Raw genomic sequence first — 18,909 nt, 5'->3', positions numbered from 1 at the left:
AGGCATCGAATCACCTATTGGCAACTGCCTATTTTCCGATACAGAATCGCCCGAAAATCACCCCCAGCAAATCATCCGGCGTGAACTGCCCGGTAATGCTGGAGAGCTGATCCTGCGCCAGCCGAAGTTCTTCGGCAAACAGGTCCAGCGACTGGTCATCCTGCATCGCATGCTGGCGCGCCAGTTCCAGATGGTCGCTGGCCGCGCGCAGCGCGATCAGGTGCCGCTCGCGCGCCAGAAACAGCGACTCGCCCGTCTGCTGCCAGCCGGCGACGCGCAGCAGTTCGGCGCGCAGCAGGTCGATGCCGAGCTTTTCGTGCGCCGACAGATACAGGTGCACCGCGTCTGCGCTTTCGTCCTTTGATGGCGCGTGGCCCGACAGGTCGATCTTGTTCCAGATGCGCACCACCGGCACGTTGGCAGGGAAGGCGGCGACGATGGCTTCGTCGGCCGCGCTCGGGCCCAGGTTTGCGTCCAGCAGGTGCAGGATCACGTCGGCCTTGCCCACTTCGCCCCAGGTGCGCTCGATGCCGATGCGCTCGACCACGTCGATCTCGTCGCTGATCGCGCGGATGCCGGCTGTGTCGATGATGTTCAGCGGGATGCCCTCGATCTGGATCGTCTCGCTGACCTTGTCGCGCGTGGTGCCGGCAATCGGCGTGACAATCGCGACATCGGCCCCGGCCAGTGCGTTCAGGAGCGACGACTTGCCCACGTTCGGCTGCCCGACCAGCACCACATTCAACCCTTCGCGCAACAGCGCGCCTTGCGCCGCCTGGCGGAACACGTGCTCCAGCGCCGTGATGATGCCGGCGAGCTGGCCGCGCGCGTTCGATTTTTCGAGGAAGTCGATTTCTTCTTCCGGGAAGTCGAGCGTGGCTTCGACCAGCATGCGCAGATTGGTCGTCTGGTCCACCAGCGTGTGCACCACTTGCGAAAACGCACCGGACAGCGATTGCGACGCCGACTTGGCGGCCGCTTCGGTCGATGCGTCGATCAGGTCGGCCACCGCCTCGGCCTGGGCCAGGTCGAGCTTATCGTTCAAAAACGCGCGGCGCGTGAATTCGCCCGGTTCGGCCAGGCGCAGGTCCATGCTGCTGCCTGCTTCGAGCACGCGCCCCAGCAGCATTTGCAGCACGATCGGGCCGCCGTGGCCCTGCAGTTCCAGCACGTCTTCGCCGGTGTACGAATGCGGCCCGGGGAAGTACAGGGCCAGGCCTTCGTCGATGATGTCGCCGTTGGCGGCCTTGAACGGGATGTAGGTTGCATGGCGCGGCGCGAGCGTCACGCCAGGGAACAGCGCGGCGATCAGGGTGCCGAGTGCCTTGCCGGAGGCGCGCACGACGCCGATGCCGCCGCGGCCCGGGGCGGTGGCAATGGCGGCGATGGGTGAGGTATCGAGTTTCATGGGGCGATTGTAAGGGATGCGCGCGGCTGGGCCTATCGGCGGGCCGCGAAAAAAAAAGCCCGCGCACAAGGCGCGGGCTTTTCTCGACGACGTTGGCAGCTTACTTCGCGGCGGCCGTCTCGAACTTGCGCGTGATGACCCACTGCTGCGCGATCGACAGGATGTTGTTGACCACCCAGTACAGCACGAGGCCGGACGGGAAGAAGAAGAACACCACCGAGAACGCGATCGGCATGAACAGCATCATCTTGGCCTGCACCGGATCGGTCGGCTGCGGATTGAGCTTGGTCGTGATGAACATCGACACCGCGTAGATGACCGGCAGGATGTAGAACGGGTCAGGCTGCGTCAGATCCTGGATCCAGCCAATCCACGGCGCGCCGCGCATTTCGACCGACGCCTGCAGCACCCAGTACAGGGCGAAGAACACCGGCATCTGCACCAGGATCGGCAGGCAGCCGCCCAGCGGATTGATCTTCTCGGTCTTGTACAGCTCCATCGTGGCTTGCTGCATCTTGACCGGATCGCTCTTGAAGCGTTCGCGGATTGCCTGCATTTTTGGCGTGACCACACGCATCTTGGCCATGCTGCGATAACCTGCCGCCGACAGCGGGAAGAACGCCAGCTTGATCAGGATGGTCAGGGCGACGATGGTCCAGCCCCAGTTGCCCAGCATTGTGTACAGCTGCGTCATGACCCAGAAGATCGGCTTGGCGATCACGGTCAGCATGCCGTAGTCCTTCACCAGCTCCAGGCCCGGGGTGATGGTTTCCAGGGTCTGCTCGTCCTGCGGCCCCGAATACAGGCGCGAGTCGACCGACACGGTGGCGCCCGGCGCCACGGTACCCATCGACTGCACGGTGCCGATCGCATACAGGTTCGTGGCGATCTTCTTGGTGAAGATGTCGCGCGGCGCGCGATCGGCCGGGATGAAGGCCGAGACAAAGAAGTGCTGCGAAATCGCGACCCAGCCGTTATCGGCCTTCAGCGAGTGATCCGCACTGCCCTTTTCGATCTGCTCGAAGGTCAGCTTCTGGTACTTGTCGGTGCTCGTGTACAGCGTCGGACCGGTGTAGCTTGGCATGAACCACGAATCGGTGGCAGGCTTGGTGCCGTCATGCTGCAGCTGCAGGTACAGCGAAGGCTGGACCGGCGCGGTGCCGATATTGGTCACGTCGTGACGCACGCCGATCAGGTAGTCGCCCTTGCGGAACGTCAGCGTCTTGGTCAGGCGCACGCCGCCCTGCTCCGCATCCATCACGACCTGGACCTGGTTATTGGACCCCAGGGTAAGCTGCTGGTTAGGACGCACGGTGAACGCCGTGGTGTGGTTCGGCAGCACGCCGGTGGCGGTGGTGCCGATCAGGCCAGTCTGGCCCAGATACACGTTCGGACCGTTCACGCTGAACAGGACCTGGTTCTTGGTCTTGTCGAAGTGATCGCGGTACTTGAGCATCTCGAGGCGCTTGATCACGCCGCCGACCGGGTCGATGTCGACCTTGACGACGTCGGTGATCACGGTAACGACCGGGCTCGCCACGGCCGCCACTGGCGCGCCGCCAGGAACCGCAGGCGTACCTGGCGTGGCCGGCACACCGGGCACGGCATTGCTGCCCGCTTGCGGTGCAGCCGGCACATCGGATGGCTTTTGCTGGGCAACCTGCGCCGGACGCGCCGGCGAGAACATCGACTGTTTGCCGTTAGCCACCATCCAATTGTTCCAGAGAACAATCAGGGAAATGGCGAACACGATCCACAGGACAGTACGTTTATTGAATTCCATTGGAGTCTTCAGGAGTGGTGGCAACCGCAAGCGGCTGAATGGGATTCCTTGGCGCCTTTAGGGGGCACCGGGTCGAGGCCGCCGGCATGCCACGGATGGCAGCGGCCCACGCGGCGCGCGGCCAGCCATGAGCCGCGTGCGGCGCCGTGGACGCGCAACGCTTCGATCGCATAATTGGAACAACTGGGATAGAAACGGCAGCGCGGCCCGAGCATCGGCGAGATCAGCAGTTGATAACCGCGCAAAATGCCGACAAACACCGAGACGAGCAGCCTTTTCATGGCGCATCCACCGGCGCCGGGCGCCGCTGCTGCGACGCGAACAAGCGCGTCAGTTCCACCTTCAACGCGGCCTTCAGGGCCCGGTTCGTGGCCGGGCCATCCTTGCCGTTAACCGGCCGCGACAAGCGGACGATGCAATCGACAGGCGGCAGGCCGGTGGTGCGGAACAGTTCGCGCGTGATGCGCTTGATCGTGTTGCGCGTGACCGCGCGCGGCGCAAAGCGCTTGGCCGCAACGACGCCCAGCCGCGCATGCGGCAGTGCGTTCGGTCGCGTATAGAGCACGAAATGCGCCGTTTTTTGCGCTGGCCGCAAACGAAAAACGGATGAAAATTCATCCGTTTTAACGATGCGCCGAACGCGCGCGAAGTCGTGCGAACCTTCGCCTGTCATCACTGACCGCAACGTGCGGTGTGTGACTTAGACAGCCAGACGCTTGCGGCCTTTGGCGCGGCGAGCGTTCAGGACTTGACGGCCACCACGGGTAGCCATACGTGCGCGGAAGCCGTGCGTGCGCTTGCGACGGACGACGGAAGGTTGGTAAGTACGTTTCATGGTGGTCTCGCTTAAAGCAAAATAAGATGCAAAATCGGGTCTGACTTGAGTCAGATTCGGCGCCGATGACAATTTCGCAGATTAAGCTCGCGTCATGCCACAGGTCTCTCTTCGCCCGACTACCAGCCGCTGAAATTATCAGCCTGACACGGTGCACGGACGGGGAACCCTGAATTAGACTCTAATTCGCGCCTCAGTGTCAAGGTTGATGTTGTTTCGCACGCGGCCTTTATCGCCCTTCCCGGCCCGGCTACCGGCTGCCCCGACAGGCCGTTTCGGTGGAAAATATGTGTGTCGCCTGTGGATAACTTTGTCCGGTGCGGGTAAAATAGCGTGTTACGTATCAACAAGCGAAGTAATGGAAAATTTTTGGCAGACCTGTTCCGCGCAGCTAGAGCTCGAGCTCACGCCCCAGCAATATAGCGCGTGGATCAAACCGCTGGTCGCCCTCGACTACGAAGACGGCAAGCTGCGCGTGGCCGCACCGAATCGCTTCAAGCTCGACTGGGTCAAGACACAGTTTGCCACCCGCATCACGGAGTTGGCGGCCCAGTACTGGGAAGCGCCGGTCGAGGTGCAGTTTGTGCTCGACCCCAAAACGCACCCGTCGCGCAACACGGTCAGCGCCGGTGCGTCCGGTTCGACCGCAACCGTCGACTTCAACGCCCCGCGCCCGGCGCCCGGCGCTGAGCACCCGAGCCCGAACAGTGGCAACGGCCCGAGCCACAACCAGAACCTGAACATCGCCAACTCGCCCAAACGCGAGCAAAGCCGCATCAACACCGAGCTGACGTTCGACAGCTTCGTGACCGGTAAGGCCAACCAGCTGGCGCGCGCCGCTGCAATCCAGGTGGCGAACAACCCGGGCGTGTCGTACAACCCGCTGTTCTTCTACGGCGGCGTCGGCCTGGGTAAGACCCACCTGATCCATGCGATCGGCAACCAGGTGATGGCCGACCAGCCGAACGCGCGCATCCGCTACATCCACGCCGAGCAGTACGTGCGCGACGTCGTCACCGCCTATCAGCGCAAGGGCTTCGACGATTTCAAGCACTACTATCACTCGCTCGACATGCTCTTGATCGATGATATTCAATTCTTCGGCGGCAAAAGCCGCACGCAGGAAGAATTCTTCTATGCGTTCGAGGCGCTGATCGCCGCGAAGAAACAGATCATCATCACGTCGGATACCTATCCGAAAGAGATCACGGGCATGGACGACCGCCTGATCTCGCGTTTCGATTCCGGCCTGACGGTGGCAATCGAACCGCCCGAACTCGAAATGCGCGTCGCGATCCTGCTCAAGAAAGCGCAATCCGAAGACGTGACGCTGTCGGACGACGTCGCCTTCTTCGTGGCCAAGCACCTGCGCTCGAACGTGCGCGAGCTCGAAGGCGCGCTGCGCAAGATCCTGGCCTACTCGCGCTTCCACGGCAAGGACATCACGATCGACGTCGTGAAAGAAGCGCTGAAGGATCTGCTGTCGGTGCAGAACCGCCAGATCTCGGTGGAAAACATCCAGAAGACGGTGGCCGACTTCTTCAACATCAAGGTCGCGGACATGTATTCAAAGCGCCGGCCGGCCAACATCGCCCGCCCGCGCCAGATCGCCATGTACCTGGCCAAGGAACTCACGCAAAAGAGCTTGCCGGAAATCGGCGAACTGTTTGGCGGCCGCGACCACACGACCGTGTTGCACGCAGTGCGCAAGATCGCGGGCGATCGCCAGAAAAACCCCGAATGCAACCACGAGCTGCACGTGCTGGAACAGACCCTGAAAGGGTAATCCGGCAGCAGCCGGGCAGACGCCTTGTGTTTGCCGCAGGCAATGGCACAATATCGTTTTAGTAATAATTAACCAATCAAACGTACTGAGGATAAAATGCAACTGGTCAAATCCACCCGAGATACGCTTCTCCGGCCACTGCAGATCGTGAGTGGTATTGTCGAGCGTCGGCACACTATGCCGATTCTGGCCAATATCCTCATTCGCAAAGATGGCCAAAACGTGTCGTTCCTGTCGACCGACACCGAAGTACAGATCACCACGCACGCCAATATCGGCGCCGGCGACGAAGTTGCCGGCACGACGGTCGCGGCGCGCAAACTCCTCGACATCCTGCGCGCGCTGCCGGAATCGGGCGACGTCACGATGACGCTGCAAAACAAGCGCCTGGCTGTGCAGAGCGGCAAGTCGCGCTTCGCGCTGCAGACGCTCGCGGCCGAAGAGTTCCCGACCGTGTCGATCGCCGACACCTACAACGCATCGGTCACGCTGCCGCAAAAGACGCTCAAGCACCTGTTCAACATGGTGTACTTCTCGATGGCGCAGCAGGACATCCGCTATTACCTGAACGGCCTGCTGCTGGTGCTCGACGGCAGCAATATCATTGCCGTGGCGACCGACGGTCACCGCTTGGCTTTCTGCTCGGTGGAAACCGAACAGCAGTTCGAGCGCCAGGAAGTGATCATCCCGCGCAAGACCATCATCGAACTGCAGCGCCTGCTGGAAGAAAGCGATGAAACGGTCCGCCTGGACATCGCCGCCTCGCAAGTCAAACTGACCTTCGCCGACATCGAGCTGGTCTCGAAACTGGTTGAGGGCAAGTTCCCTGACTACACGCGCGTGATCCCGAAGGGCTACAAGAACGACTTCACGATCAGCCGCGATGAACTGCTGCGCTCGCTTCAGCGCGCCGCGATCATGACCAGCGACAAGTTCAAGGGCGTGCGCTGCATCATCGAGCCGGGCGTCATGAAGATCAGCTCGACCAATGCCGACCAGGAAGAAGCGGTCGAAGAACTTGAGATCGACTACGGTGGCGATTCGATCGACATCGGCTTTAACGTGACCTATCTGCTCGACGTGCTCAACAACCTGAAGTGCGACCAGGTCAACATCGCCCTGGGCGACTCGAACTCGTCGGCGCTGATCTCGATCCCCGAGGTCGGCGACTTCAAGTATGTCGTCATGCCGATGCGTATTTGATGCCTCGAACGGGCCGCCCCGGCGGCCCGGATGCAGCGTACCGCACGCTTCGCGTGCCGGTCTGAAATACTCAGTTTTAAAGAAAGTAGTCCATGTCCGAGAATACCCCAGCAGAAAATATCCCCGCCATCCCGGTGGATGATTATGGCGCCTCCTCGATCCAGATCCTGGAAGGCCTGGAAGCGGTGCGCAAGCGCCCGGGCATGTACATTGGCGACACGTCCGACGGCACCGGCCTGCACCACCTGGTGTTCGAAGTGCTGGACAACTCGATCGACGAATCGCTGGCCGGCCACTGCACCGAAATCCACGTCACGATCCACTCGGACAACTCGATCTCGATCACCGACAACGGCCGCGGCATCCCGGTCGGCCTGAAAATGGACGACAAGCACGAGCCGAAACGCTCGGCAGCCGAAATCGTCCTGACCGAACTGCACGCTGGCGGCAAGTTCGACCAGAACTCGTATAAAGTTTCCGGCGGCCTGCACGGTGTGGGCGTCTCGTGTGTGAATGCACTGTCAAAACTGCTGCGCGTGACGATCCGCCGCGACGGCAAAGTGCACCAGATGGAATTCGTGCGCGGCGTGCCGCAAAACCGCGAACTGGCAATGGTCAACGGCATCGAAGTCTCGCCCATCAAGGTCATTGGCGAAACCGACAAGCGCGGTACCGACGTGCACTTCTGGGCCGATGAGACCATCTTCAATCACATCGAGTTCCACTACGAGATCCTGTCCAAGCGGATCCGCGAACTGTCGTTCCTGAACAATGGCGTGAGCATCAAGCTGACCGACCAGCGCACCGGCAAGGAAGAAATCTACGCCTTCGAAGGCGGCACGCGCGGCTTTGTCGAGTACATCAACAAGACCAAGACCGTGCTGCACCCGACCGTCTTCCAGGCGACCGGCGAGCGCATGTCGGACCAGAACACGAACATCTCGGTCGACGTGTCGATGCAGTGGAACGACGCCTTCAACGAGCAGGTGCTGTGCTTTACGAACAACATCCCGCAGCGCGACGGCGGCAGCCACCTGACGGGCCTGCGCGCTGCCATGACGCGCGTGATCAACAAGTACATCGACGAGCACGACTTCGCCAAGAAGGCCAAGGTCGAAATCTCTGGCGACGACATGCGCGAAGGCCTGACCTGCGTGCTGTCAGTGAAAGTGCCGGAACCAAAATTCTCGTCGCAGACCAAAGATAAACTGGTGTCGTCCGAAGTGCGCGGCCCGGTCGAAGAGATCGTCGCCAAGACCCTGACCGACTTCCTGGCCGAAAAGCCGAACGATGCCAAGATCATCTGCGGCAAGATCGTCGAAGCTGCCCGCGCCCGCGAAGCCGCGCGCAAGGCACGCGACCTGACGCGCCGCAAAGGCATCATGGACGGTCTGGGCCTGTCGTCGAAACTGGCCGACTGCCAGGAACGCGACCCGGCGCTGGCCGAACTCTACATCGTCGAGGGTGACTCGGCAGGCGGCTCGGCCAAGCAGGGCCGCGACCGCAAGTTTCAGGCCATCCTGCCGCTGCGCGGCAAGGTGCTGAACGTGGAAAAGGCGCGCTTTGAAAAGATGCTGTCGTCGGAGCAGATCACGACCCTGATCGCCACGCTTGGCACCTCGATCGGCCCGGACGAATTCAACGTCGAGAAACTGCGCTACCACCGCATCATCATCATGACCGATGCGGACGTCGACGGCGCCCACATCCGCACCCTGCTGCTGACGCTGTTCTATCGCCAGATGCCGCAGCTGGTCGAGCGCGGCCACATCTACATCGCGCAACCGCCGCTGTACAAGGTCAAGGCCGGCCGCGACGAGCGTTATCTGAAGGATGACGTCGAAGAGGCAAGCTACATGATGACGTTCGCGCTGAACACCGCGTCGCTCATCCCGCGCGACGGCGCCGAGCCGATCGCAGGCGAAGCGCTGGGCGAACTGGCGCGCCAGTACAACCTGGCCAACACCATCATGATGCGCCTGACGCGCGTGATCGACCGGGCAGCACTGACCGCGATCTTCAGCGGCGGCGTGGCGCTGGACCTGACCACGATCGAGAACGCTGAAGCATCGGCGCAGGCGATGGAAGCCGCGATTGCCGATCCAGCCGTGAAGGTCAAGGTGCGCTCGGACGACCTGTCCGAGAAACACGCGCTGCGCATCGAACGCATCTACCACGGCAACGTGCAAGTGACGTCAATCGACGCCGACTTCGTGGCGGGCGCCGATTACGCGGTGCTGGCCAACTCGGCAGCGACGTTCCAGGGCCTGATGGGCGAAGGCGCGATCGTGCGCCGCGGCGAAGGCGAGCGCATGAAGGAATTCGCCGTACGCGACTTCCACGCAGCGATGCTGTGGCTGCGCGAAGAAGCCGAACGCGGCGTGTCGAAGCAGCGTTATAAAGGGCTGGGCGAGATGAACCCGTCGCAGCTGTGGGAAACCACGATGGATCCGACCGTGCGTCGTCTGCTGAAGGTGCAGATCGATGATGCGATCGCGGCGGATCAGATCTTTACGACGTTGATGGGGGATGACGTGGAGCCGCGGCGGAACTTTATTGAGGCGAATGCACTGCGGGCAGGCAATATCGACGTTTGATGCTGCAGAACGACCCAATGTATGAAACCTGCGTCAAGTAAGCAAAAAAAGTTAACTAACGAAGTTAGCTAAAATTCAACAATTTGCGGCCTTCGGCAAAGGATTTAAAAATATTGTTTGTACGGGTCAATCCTACATTGTCCGTTGATACTGGCAAAAAAATGAAAAGCTAACCCAATTAGGTTAGCTTTTTTTTTGCAGGCATTTACCATCATTCTTTTTTGCTCACTCGGTTAAGCCGGCGAATCAACAGAAAGCGATACCAATATCCAAAAATTTCTCAACTGAAATTTTTGATAGTAGGATAAACTTAGATAAATTGAGTGGGCGTTTATCTTATAAAACACCGCGACTGGACTATCAAGACCAGGCATATTTCGCCCCGCAAACGAAACAATGCGAGGCGGAGATTTATGGTTAAAAAGGGATAAGAAATGACAGATGGCAGCCTGCAAGGCAAAGCGGCCCTCGGAGTGACGCCAGCCAGCGTTTGGGTACGCTTTTTGCGCAGCTATGGTCCAACGCCGCAAAATCTGACGATGTTCGACGAATATGTGTCAGGCGCGCTCCGTAGAGCCAATGTCCAGCCGATTCGCTTGTCGACGCCGCTTCTGGAAGACATGATCAAACACATTGAGTCCAAAGCGCCTGGCTCAATGCTGATTGCCGGCACCGCGGGTGATGGTAAGACTTACCACTGTCGAGCTCTATGGACGCGTCTGGGTGGTGATCCCGATGCATGGGCCGCCAAAGGAAATGTCAAAGAACTGCGGCTAGCCGATGGCCGCCTTGCCGTTTTCATCAAAGACCTTTCCGAATTCAACGGTCACGATAGCGACCATCCACTCCAGCGCCTTGAAAATTCGGTGCTCGGCGGCGATGACTCCGAGATCGTGATCCTTGCGGCTAACCATGGTCAAGTGCTCGATCGTCTGCGCGACCTTGGCAAACGTCATGACGGCAGACATCCACTCCGCACGCCGTTGCAAGAGTGCTTTCTGCAAGCCGGTCCGGCCCCGGATCGACTGGCGGTGTTCGACCTGAGCCGCACGACCACCCGCAAGACCTTGGAAGAGGTCGCTAAGGAAGTCGCAGGGCACCCGCAGTGGGACAACTGCTCCCACTGCTTTCTGAATACCAGCGGGAAGGTCTGCCCGATCGACGAGAACCGCCGCCGGTTGTTCGGCGAGGCCGATGGCGGGCAGCTCGCCGGCCGTTTAGGCGATCTAGTTGAGATTGCGCGCCTAAACGGCTTGCATTTACCGGTGCGTGATCTGCTCGCCCTTTGCTCGAACATTATCCTTGGGTATTCTGACGCTAAGGGCGCGAAGGAGAACCTCATGACCTGCGCCGACGTGGCAAAGATCCAAGAGGCGGGCAACGTCAGCAAGGCTAGCATCTACGCCAACGCCTTCGGCGCCAATTTGCCCAAACGCAGGGCTGCTGACCGCCCCGTCTTTAAAGCTATGGCAGGCTTCGGGGTCGGCGAAGAGACCACCAACGGGGCCGATGGCCTGCTGGTCTACGGCAAGGACGATTCAAGACTGCAAGCCGACTTCGCGCGCCTGGTTGCCAGTGATCCCATCTACGGAGCCACGGCAAATTACCTGGCGGCCCAAAACGACTACCTGGAAGGCCATGAGGGAGCCCGACTGGATACTGGTGCGGACGAGTTCCTGAAGATGCTTGAGGACCAGCGCCGCAGGCTTTACTTCACGCTACCCAAAGATGAGCCCGGCTACTCGCACTGGGCCATGACAGTCTTCCGATACGCAGGCGACTACCTTGAACTCATCGATACGCTGGAGAAGAAGACCACCCAGATCAGCGAAGGCGTTCGCGGCCGAATCGCGAGGGGACTGAATCGCGTTTTGACAGGGCTTCTCTTGGAGAACGCCGACCGGATCTTCATTGCGAGCTCAGGCGGATTCACACAAAGTCGCGTTAGCGTACTTTGCGACTACGACACCTCAGCACGCCGGCAAGCCGGCATGGGAATGGCCATCAGACTTAATGCGACGACAGGACGTCCCTTTTTGGAGATATTGCTCGCCCCAGGGGCTGCAAACGGAGTGATCTTCGATCTCACACCCATTCGCTACGAGTTCCTTGCTCGCGTCGCGGAAGGTGCACTTCCGGCAAGCTTCTCCAACGAATGCCTTGAAGACCTTCTGGCCTTTAAAGCCAAGCTCCTGCGCAAGGCAGAGACAGTCCGCAAGGGCGCTGTCGCCGACGACGACGAGGTCGGAGGGGATGACTCTGCCATGACTCTTAACTTCATCGACATCGAACCTGGCGGACGTGGCATGACTCGCCCTGTGACTGTAAGGGTTTCGGGATGAGCGAAATCATTAAGCGCCCTAAGATCGAGCGAGTGGACTTCTGCATCGACGAGAACATTTGGGGACATCGACTCTACGACGAGCAACTGCCGCATTTGACGGTTCTTGAATTTCTTGGCGTGTTGGGCTCTAACCTAGATAAGCCGTTGCGGCCGCACGAGGGTCTTGGAGGCGCTGTCAGGTTCAAGCCGCAGCGCCAAATGCGACTGCGTGGACTGCTATTCAACAACCCCTACGTCGAGTCCATCGCGGGGAGCAAGCTCTCCGACGAGGAAAAATGGCGCCAATGGCTCGACAAGTTCGAGCAAGAGAAGACTGGCAATGAAGACGGGGCCAGCGATGTTGCCTACCTGCGTCAATCTTTCAGTAGCTTCAGCGATTTCGCAAAGGCGATCGAGCTGCTCCGTTCATCTTCATTCGAGTCCCGTAGCAACAAGCGCTGGAGCTCGAAGTTTGTCTTCCCCTTTGGGCCTGACGCACTTTACGAAGATCTAGAGATCGATTCAAAGGGCAACATGAGCAATGATCGGCGATTTTTCGCCCGATCAGGAGAATTGCTATATCTGATGCTCACCCGTGCAAAGCGCGGTGCCGAACTCGGTGACTTGTTGACCAATCGAATGTTTGACCGCTCGGCACCGATGAATAGGCTGGCCCGAGCTCTCCAAGGCGCGCCCCAATTTCCCGACAATCCTCGCATGTCTGGTTATCTACCGGAGGCGTCCAGTCCTCGCTTCGACCAAATCTGCGAAGACTGGTTGGCGATTCTATCGAGAGACATGCCGGTCTATGACGCGCTTGAGCATCTAATCACCCTTACCGGCCTCAACATGCTGCTCTACTTCCTTGAGCGAGCCAAAAAAACCGCCGGCAACGACGAGCCTGTCGAGTTTGTCTGTGAGATCGTTTCCAAGGACGGGCGAAAAGTCCGAGCTCTTTCCGGCGATAGCTATTTGGTTAATCAAGGACTTCCCGAAAAGGCGATTCGAGCTCACGTTCAATCGATCCGAAGCGAACAGGCCTGGATCGATGCGGACGCCAATGAGTTCCCCGATGCCGAGCGCGTAAAACTTCTGTACGAAGCCTTCCAGTGGCCGCCCGTGGGTGGTGAGGAGGAAGACGACTACTGCGGTCGAAGCCCTGACGAGTTGGTCTCTAAGCTCGTTGAGCTAGCCTTGCCCCGGCATGGCCAACATGTGGGCAAGATCCATGCATCATGGTCGCGCGCAATCGGCCTAAGCTCTCGTCGGCTTTCGCGGCGGCATCGGTATGCGCCAAATGACCGCTTACTTAAATCCATTGTTATCGCTATTGTCGGCGTCCGAATGCAACTCGACGAATTTTTGATCGAAGCTCAGCGCCGCTATGGCCTGGTAATAGGCGATGCCGAGGGTGCTCGCCTAGTGGAAGCTAAGTCCATCGACCAAGGAGAACTTAGTGAGAACCGGGACAAACTGGAAGCACGGCTTGTTGCCCTGGGTTTAGTACGTCGACTCTCAGACTCGTGCTCATTTGTTGAAAACCCGTTCTTCTCTGAAGTGGAGTCTGCATGCTGACCGACCGCATTATCGGGCGCGTCGGCGCCGAAATCTTAGCCAAGCGCCTCGCCAACCCAGCCCAAGCGGGCGACTCCGTCGCGCTCTTTCGGCTAGACAAGCTCTCGGCTAGCCAGATCGCCGCCGTGGCCCGCTCGGTCATGGGCAAGTCGGAGCTAATCGCACGGATGGATCTGATGATCCCCGAGGCCTTGGTGGAGGGTCAGGGCCTACCGCCAGAGATTTTGATCCAACAAAACGCGGGTTACGTGCGCAACAACGCAGAGACCGAGAAGGAGGCAATTCTCACCGCCAGCGGCAGTGAGCAGAATCTTTCGGATACGCTCACGCACGTCACACCCATCGGCGCCAAGGAAATGAGGTTCGATCCGCAACCCTGGGTTACTGCCACATTGCACACTGGCGGACTCTCGCTGGTTGCTGACGACAGGGAGATATTCCAGGCTGCGCTCGGCGGTCTGTTGAACGCATCCGAGCTATCTCTAGTGCAGCTTGGTGACTTATGCGCTGAGATCGTCGAAGCTATCTCCATCAGAGGCCTACCTATTCGCGATGCAGTCGGGTATGCCTTGCCAAGAGCCGGGCTTCCCAGGGATAGCGGGTATTTTTCCAATGCGAAGACCTTCGGGACTACGCGCGGGCCTTGGCAAAAGGCATTTGCCAAGCTCATCGCACAACGAGCGCCGCTGCTTAAAAAACTCCGCCAAAACGGCCATCCACTGGATCCTGACGAATTGCTTGAGCGCATTGAGGCCAACGCCGTGGAAATTGCTGAAGGTGCACGCCAGGCCTTAGAAGCCTTTGCGTCGGCTCCGGTGGGGGACCAAGAAGCTGCCGCCTCTCTAGCTCAGTTCGAGTGGGAATCCGAGGGAGTTTACCTCGCATTCGACAAGCCTAAGGAAAAACAGCAAGGCTTGGCGGAAACGACTCTGCGCTTCTTCGACCATGATTGTGACGAAGACAATGCGTTGGAGCCTAAGGACCGCAAGCTCCTGGAGGACTTGAAGTCGCGTGAGCGGCGGGCTGATTTCACGCCCGAGGATGAAGAATTCTTCGCGACCCATCGCCGGTTCTTAGAGCTCGATTCCAAGTTATTGTCGAGGTGGGAGAAGGCGCTGTTCGGAAAGCCGATCGAGTGCAACGATTTCTTTGATGGATTCGTTCGAGTGGTTAACAACCTACACGCTGGACTTGAAGACTCCAAAGGCGAACGCATTCTTCGCTTCACCGTAAACAAAGGGCGGACCGAATGGCGCGAACGGTTCAACCACGACGCGGGCAGCTTCTTCTCCGCGATGTATCGCGGCATCCGAGACCTGATGGGTGCCAAAGTGCAGTGGAAGGTCACCCGTATGACAACCGCAGACCTTCCGGACCCACTTTTTGATTTCGAGCGCTACATCGGAAAGGAGCGCGAGATTGCCACGAGCCGTAGCAAAAAGCTCAAGGTAAATTCGTCGCTCGCACGCTTCGCGCTGCAGATCAAGTTCGATGTCGAACTTTTGCAGATCGAGGGTGATGCAGAGACTCGAATTAACAAGACGCAACTGCTTTGGAGCTTCAGGCCTGCCGCCATCGGTCTGTCCATGGTCGCAGACATGCGCCGCCTATTGGAAAAGGGAGCGGTCGGCTGTACTGAGGTTCCGCGTCGGCTAGTAAGCAAAAAAGGCGGGGTTCAAAACCTGTCGCTTCTTGACACAGGTAGCCTAGAGGCTACTTATTCCACAGACGCCGGCTCCCTTGTCCCTGCCGCCAACAAGCTCCGCAGTTTCCGCCAGGAAATCAAAAGCCGGATCAAAGAGCTGGCTGACGACGGCCGCTTAACGCCCCCTCAACGCGAAGAGGTCAGAACGGCGTGGGATAAGTTCGAAGAGGACTATGTCAAGGCCATGGGGGACTTTGTCAACACAGGCCTTCATGGAGAAGCGGTGATGCGCCAGGCGGAATCTTTTGCCATGCTATTGGATACGTTGATGGCCCATGCGCGCGGTGACCTTTGCCGGTCGCGTTTAGTGTCTGAGGTTTTATCAGTGGGTACGACTCGCGTGGCTGGAGACACCCTCGCGCTGATCATCCCGCCATGGCACCCAGAGCGCATGAAGGCGCTAGCCGTGAAGTCTCGGCGAGTGGCAGGCTTCGCCACTCATTTGCTGTCGAGCGAAAGCATTTTTTATGGGGATCGCGAGATCTTCATGCGCGAGTTTTCTGATGAAATCGCCCATCCCTTCTACCCAGAGATAGCAGTCCTAAACAAGGGTGGATCTCCCAAGCTGGTCAGCGAGAGCAGTACGGTCAACGGCTATAGCCTTTTGGAGGCCCCGATTCGGGGTACCGAAGATGCCATGACTGACGTGGATCCGGCCGCTGCGGCTAAGCAGGTGCGGGAACTGTTGGAGCGTTACGTCGGCCTGCAGCCGCATGAGGCCGCAAACCTCAGTGTTGTGCTTTACAATGCCGACGCGGCCGAGCTGCCGCTGTCGACAGTGCGCGAGCTCTCCTCTATTCATGAGGACGGCAAGTTCCAGTGTAGCGTCTCCGTTCGCCATGCCGACCAGGCGAAACTTCGTAGCGTCTATGGAGAATTGGTAAATAAGACCGGTGATGATCCTGACCTGCCAGTGGTCAGCGAGACTAGCGACAACTTCATCTCAAAACTGCGCATTGCGGTCATCCCAATCTCTTCGACTCCAAGTGAGAGTGCACAGGGTTTCAAAGCCTTCGACGTGGCTTTCCTGCATGACGTAGTCGCCCGCTCAGCAAAAGAGGAATGGCTGCCAGTCCCTTGGACAAATGACCGACCGAGCCTAGAGCACGCACCTTCGCGTTGTTCCTACCGCAGCGTTTCAGGCGAGGATGAACTCAAGTCCACAACGTTTTTGACCTGTCCTTGGCAAACGGCCTCAGGATGGTCCTACGTCACGGCTGTGTCCGCAGTCTGCAATCAGAAGGACGCGATGCCTAATATGCGATCGTTGCCAGCGCGCCGCATTTCCCTGCAAAGCCAAGATCTGGCCGCTTTAATCAACGACGCGCATGACTTGGCCGAATGGGTCGCCACCTACGACGAGCTGCTGGATAAGCGCCAGCTTCAGCACAACAACATCACGGTGGTCAGGTATCGCCGTGGATCCACCAACGGCCGCAATATGATCGTGAGCTCGACCTCACAGCTCAGGCTGCTTAGCGTACTTGTTCGGCGTCGTCTTGATGAACTGAAACTCCAGCTCACCCTGGATGAGGTCAATGAAGTGGCTGAGAAAGCCAAACGTGATGCGCTGGCAGTCTCCGGCGACATCGTTTTACGGGCGGCCAAGCGCGGCGTTTCGGCGGGTGAAATGATCGGTCTGGTCCTTAGCCGCTATCTACTCGTCGAGGAGTTTAAGGTCCTTGCTGGCAGCGGGCAGGTCTTGACGGCCTACTTCCTTCTCGACGACTACGCAAGCTGGCTTTCCCAACCTGAGAGTCGCATCGCGGACATTTTGGCACTCAATGTCGAGGAGAAAGAAGATGGAATCCGCATAGTCATCGCGATCGTCGAATCGAAGTATGTGAGCGCAGATGGAATTGCCGCGGCTCGGCGAAGCTCAAAGGATCAGCTTTTGACTACACTGGGTCTTTTTCGCGAAGCCCTCTTTGGAGATCCTGGTCGGCTCGACCGAGATATATGGCTGGCACGCTTGGCAGACATGCTCATCGATGCAGACATTCCTCCGGGAATGACAGGTCTGATGGAGCGCGCTCGTTCTAAGCTTCGAGAAGGGGATGTCGAGATTTCCCTTCGCGGCTATTCGCAGGTCTATGTTCACACCTCGGACGCTGGCTCGGTGTCTGCCTCCGAGCAAGAGCTTCTCCTGGATGAGAGTGGGGTCAAGGCTTGGCAAGAGGTTTTTGATCGCGCTGATCTCAAGAAACTGGTTGAAGCATACGCTAGAGGAACAGGCAGCATCAACGCCCGCGCGGCTCTAGGTGCGCACGAAACCTGGTCCGACCATAGCTTCAAGAAGCCAGCTCCTCGCGTGCCTTGGCTCGCGGCTATGGGCCAGCTCGCCAATGGCGGAAATGAGATTGTGGGGAAAATCGCGGAGAGCGAAGGAATCCAAGCCGTAGACGATGTCCTCTCTCAAGCGCCAGAATCGTCAGCTCCTGTGCAAAGCTCGGCCCAAGCCAACACCGCGTCGCCAGCTTCAGCCTGGATTCCGACGCCAGCAGCGGATAGCCTCGGGGTGGCACTTGCCGAGCTTGTCGCGTCCAAATTCGCCGGCGGCTCGCAAGCCGATGCTGAGCGAGAAGAATGGGCGCAGGACACAACTAAGAAGCTCAAGGCCGCACTTAACAGCTATGGGCTGCAGGCCGCAATCCTCGGAACGCGGCTGACCCCCAATGGCTGCCTTGTTCGCATGGCAGGCTCAGACCGGCTACGTGTCGAGGAAATCGAGAGTAAGCGTACGCAGCTTTTAACCACACATGCAATCAATCTCGTAACAGTTCAGCCAAAGCCTGGCGAGATCGTGGTGACGGTCGCTGGCGCTAAGCGGCAAGCCGTGTCGCTCTGGGAACTGTGGTCACGCCGCGAGCTAAACCGCAATATCGCAGGGATCAACACATCCTTTCTCTTGGGTTTGCAGGAAATTAACGGCGCACTGCTGTATCTGAACCTCGGCGCGGAATTCGGCGGCCTCTCATCACACGAGCCGCATTCGCTGGTCGCCGGCGCCACGGGCAGCGGCAAGTCGGTGCTGATCCAGGCGCTGCTTCTAGACATCGCAGCAACCAACTCTAAGGATCTGGCACAGATCATCTTGATCGACCCCAAGATGGGAGTCGACTATGCCCCGTTAGCCGACTTGCCACACATGCGGGATGAGATCGTCACTACTAAGGAGAAGGCAAGCGAAGTGCTCGCAGCACTTGTACAGGAGATGGAGGACCGCTATAGAGCATTCGCTAAGGCGCGTGCACGTGATCTGCCGACCTATAACTCCAAGGTCTCGGCAGCGGAACGTTTGCCCATGGTTTTCTTGATCCACGACGAATTCGCAGACTGGATGCTTGACGACAAATACAAGGGCGCGGTGGGGACAGCAGTGCAGCGTCTAGGTGTGAAGGCCCGTGCGGCAGGCATCCACTTGATCTTCGCGGCCCAGCGCCCCGACAAAGACGTAATGCCGATGCAGCTTCGAGAGAACTTGGGCAACCGTCTGATCTTGAAGGTCTCTAGCGAGGCGACTTCCAAAATCGCGCTGGATCGGCCTGGCGCCGAGCTGCTACTTGGCCGAGGACATCTAGCCGCCAAATTAAACGGCGAGCAGGGCCTAGTCTTCGCGCAAGCCTCCTTCCTGTCCGACCAGGACATCGAAGCGGCCGTGGCCGCCATTCGAGCAGATAACTCAAACCAGTAA

The 18,909-nt window shown here is 59.0% G+C and carries 11 protein-coding genes; 6 read left to right on the top strand and 5 right to left on the bottom strand.

Features of this window, described 5'->3' with window-relative positions; all coding sequences use genetic code 11:
* Positions 1–28: 28 nt before the first annotated feature.
* The 5 genes from mnmE to rpmH all read right to left on the bottom strand — a co-directional run bounded on the left by mnmE (position 29) and on the right by rpmH (position 4,026).
* Positions 29–1,408 carry a tRNA uridine-5-carboxymethylaminomethyl(34) synthesis GTPase MnmE gene (gene mnmE, locus RCH14_RS10175; protein ID WP_343025999.1) on the bottom strand — a complete coding sequence of 460 codons (1,380 nt, stop codon included), beginning with the start codon at positions 1,406–1,408 and terminating at the stop codon, positions 29–31.
* Positions 1,409–1,508: 100 nt separating this feature from the next.
* The gene (yidC, locus tag RCH14_RS10170) at positions 1,509–3,191 is read right to left on the bottom strand and encodes a membrane protein insertase YidC (RefSeq protein ID WP_343025998.1); all 1,683 of its coding nucleotides are present in this window, start codon (positions 3,189–3,191) and stop codon (positions 1,509–1,511) included.
* A gap of 8 nt (positions 3,192–3,199) precedes the next feature.
* Positions 3,200–3,472, bottom strand: a complete 273-nt coding sequence (yidD, locus tag RCH14_RS10165; RefSeq protein WP_343025997.1) for a membrane protein insertion efficiency factor YidD — start codon at positions 3,470–3,472, stop codon at positions 3,200–3,202.
* A complete protein-coding gene (gene rnpA / locus RCH14_RS10160) occupies positions 3,469–3,864 on the bottom strand; it encodes a ribonuclease P protein component (protein WP_343025996.1) in 396 nt (131 codons plus the stop codon). Before rnpA ends, yidD begins: the two co-directional genes overlap by 4 nt.
* Before the next feature lie 27 nt (positions 3,865–3,891).
* Entirely contained in the window at positions 3,892–4,026 is a 135-nt protein-coding gene (gene rpmH, locus RCH14_RS10155) for a 50S ribosomal protein L34 (protein ID WP_040378179.1), read from the bottom strand.
* Between the two features lie 358 nt (positions 4,027–4,384).
* On the opposite strand from rpmH, the gene dnaA reads away from it, so the two are divergent.
* The 6 genes from dnaA (at position 4,385) to RCH14_RS10125 (ending at position 18,909) form a co-directional block, all read left to right on the top strand.
* Positions 4,385–5,812, top strand: coding sequence for a chromosomal replication initiator protein DnaA (dnaA, locus tag RCH14_RS10150; RefSeq protein WP_183555234.1), 1,428 nt, complete (start codon positions 4,385–4,387; stop codon positions 5,810–5,812).
* A 96-nt stretch (positions 5,813–5,908) separates the two neighbouring features.
* Positions 5,909–7,015 (top strand): DNA polymerase III subunit beta, encoded by a 1,107-nt coding sequence (gene dnaN, locus RCH14_RS10145; protein ID WP_183555233.1) that lies wholly within the window; start codon positions 5,909–5,911, stop codon positions 7,013–7,015.
* A gap of 92 nt (positions 7,016–7,107) precedes the next feature.
* Positions 7,108–9,612, top strand: coding sequence for a DNA topoisomerase (ATP-hydrolyzing) subunit B (gene gyrB / locus RCH14_RS10140; protein ID WP_343025995.1), 2,505 nt, complete (start codon positions 7,108–7,110; stop codon positions 9,610–9,612).
* Between the two features lie 434 nt (positions 9,613–10,046).
* The gene (locus RCH14_RS10135) at positions 10,047–11,954 is read left to right on the top strand and encodes a hypothetical protein (protein ID WP_343025994.1); all 1,908 of its coding nucleotides are present in this window, start codon (positions 10,047–10,049) and stop codon (positions 11,952–11,954) included.
* Complete coding sequence (locus tag RCH14_RS10130) at positions 11,951–13,510, top strand: hypothetical protein (RefSeq protein WP_343025993.1); 1,560 nt, start codon at positions 11,951–11,953, stop codon at positions 13,508–13,510. Before RCH14_RS10135 ends, RCH14_RS10130 begins: the two co-directional genes overlap by 4 nt.
* Complete coding sequence (locus RCH14_RS10125; RefSeq protein WP_343025992.1) at positions 13,504–18,909, top strand: FtsK/SpoIIIE domain-containing protein; 5,406 nt, start codon at positions 13,504–13,506, stop codon at positions 18,907–18,909. Before RCH14_RS10130 ends, RCH14_RS10125 begins: the two co-directional genes overlap by 7 nt.

Origin of the sequence: Massilia sp. MP_M2 (genome assembly GCF_039123635.1) — a bacterium.
In the GTDB taxonomy this organism is placed as follows: Bacteria; Pseudomonadota; Gammaproteobacteria; order Burkholderiales; family Burkholderiaceae_D; genus Telluria.
Note: the sequence above shows the minus strand (reverse complement) of the source record. Positions and strands in the feature narration are given on the sequence as shown.

Coding starts and splice junctions, on each gene's coding strand:
- mnmE (WP_343025999.1), bottom strand. CDS start 1,408: ATGAAACTCGATACCTCACCCATCGCCGCCATTGCCACCGCCCCGGGC.
- yidC (WP_343025998.1), bottom strand. CDS start 3,191: ATGGAATTCAATAAACGTACTGTCCTGTGGATCGTGTTCGCCATTTCC.
- yidD (WP_343025997.1), bottom strand. CDS start 3,472: ATGAAAAGGCTGCTCGTCTCGGTGTTTGTCGGCATTTTGCGCGGTTAT.
- rnpA (WP_343025996.1), bottom strand. CDS start 3,864: ATGACAGGCGAAGGTTCGCACGACTTCGCGCGCGTTCGGCGCATCGTT.
- rpmH (WP_040378179.1), bottom strand. CDS start 4,026: ATGAAACGTACTTACCAACCTTCCGTCGTCCGTCGCAAGCGCACGCAC.
- dnaA (WP_183555234.1), top strand. CDS start 4,385: ATGGAAAATTTTTGGCAGACCTGTTCCGCGCAGCTAGAGCTCGAGCTC.
- dnaN (WP_183555233.1), top strand. CDS start 5,909: ATGCAACTGGTCAAATCCACCCGAGATACGCTTCTCCGGCCACTGCAG.
- gyrB (WP_343025995.1), top strand. CDS start 7,108: ATGTCCGAGAATACCCCAGCAGAAAATATCCCCGCCATCCCGGTGGAT.
- RCH14_RS10135 (WP_343025994.1), top strand. CDS start 10,047: ATGACAGATGGCAGCCTGCAAGGCAAAGCGGCCCTCGGAGTGACGCCA.
- RCH14_RS10130 (WP_343025993.1), top strand. CDS start 11,951: ATGAGCGAAATCATTAAGCGCCCTAAGATCGAGCGAGTGGACTTCTGC.
- RCH14_RS10125 (WP_343025992.1), top strand. CDS start 13,504: ATGCTGACCGACCGCATTATCGGGCGCGTCGGCGCCGAAATCTTAGCC.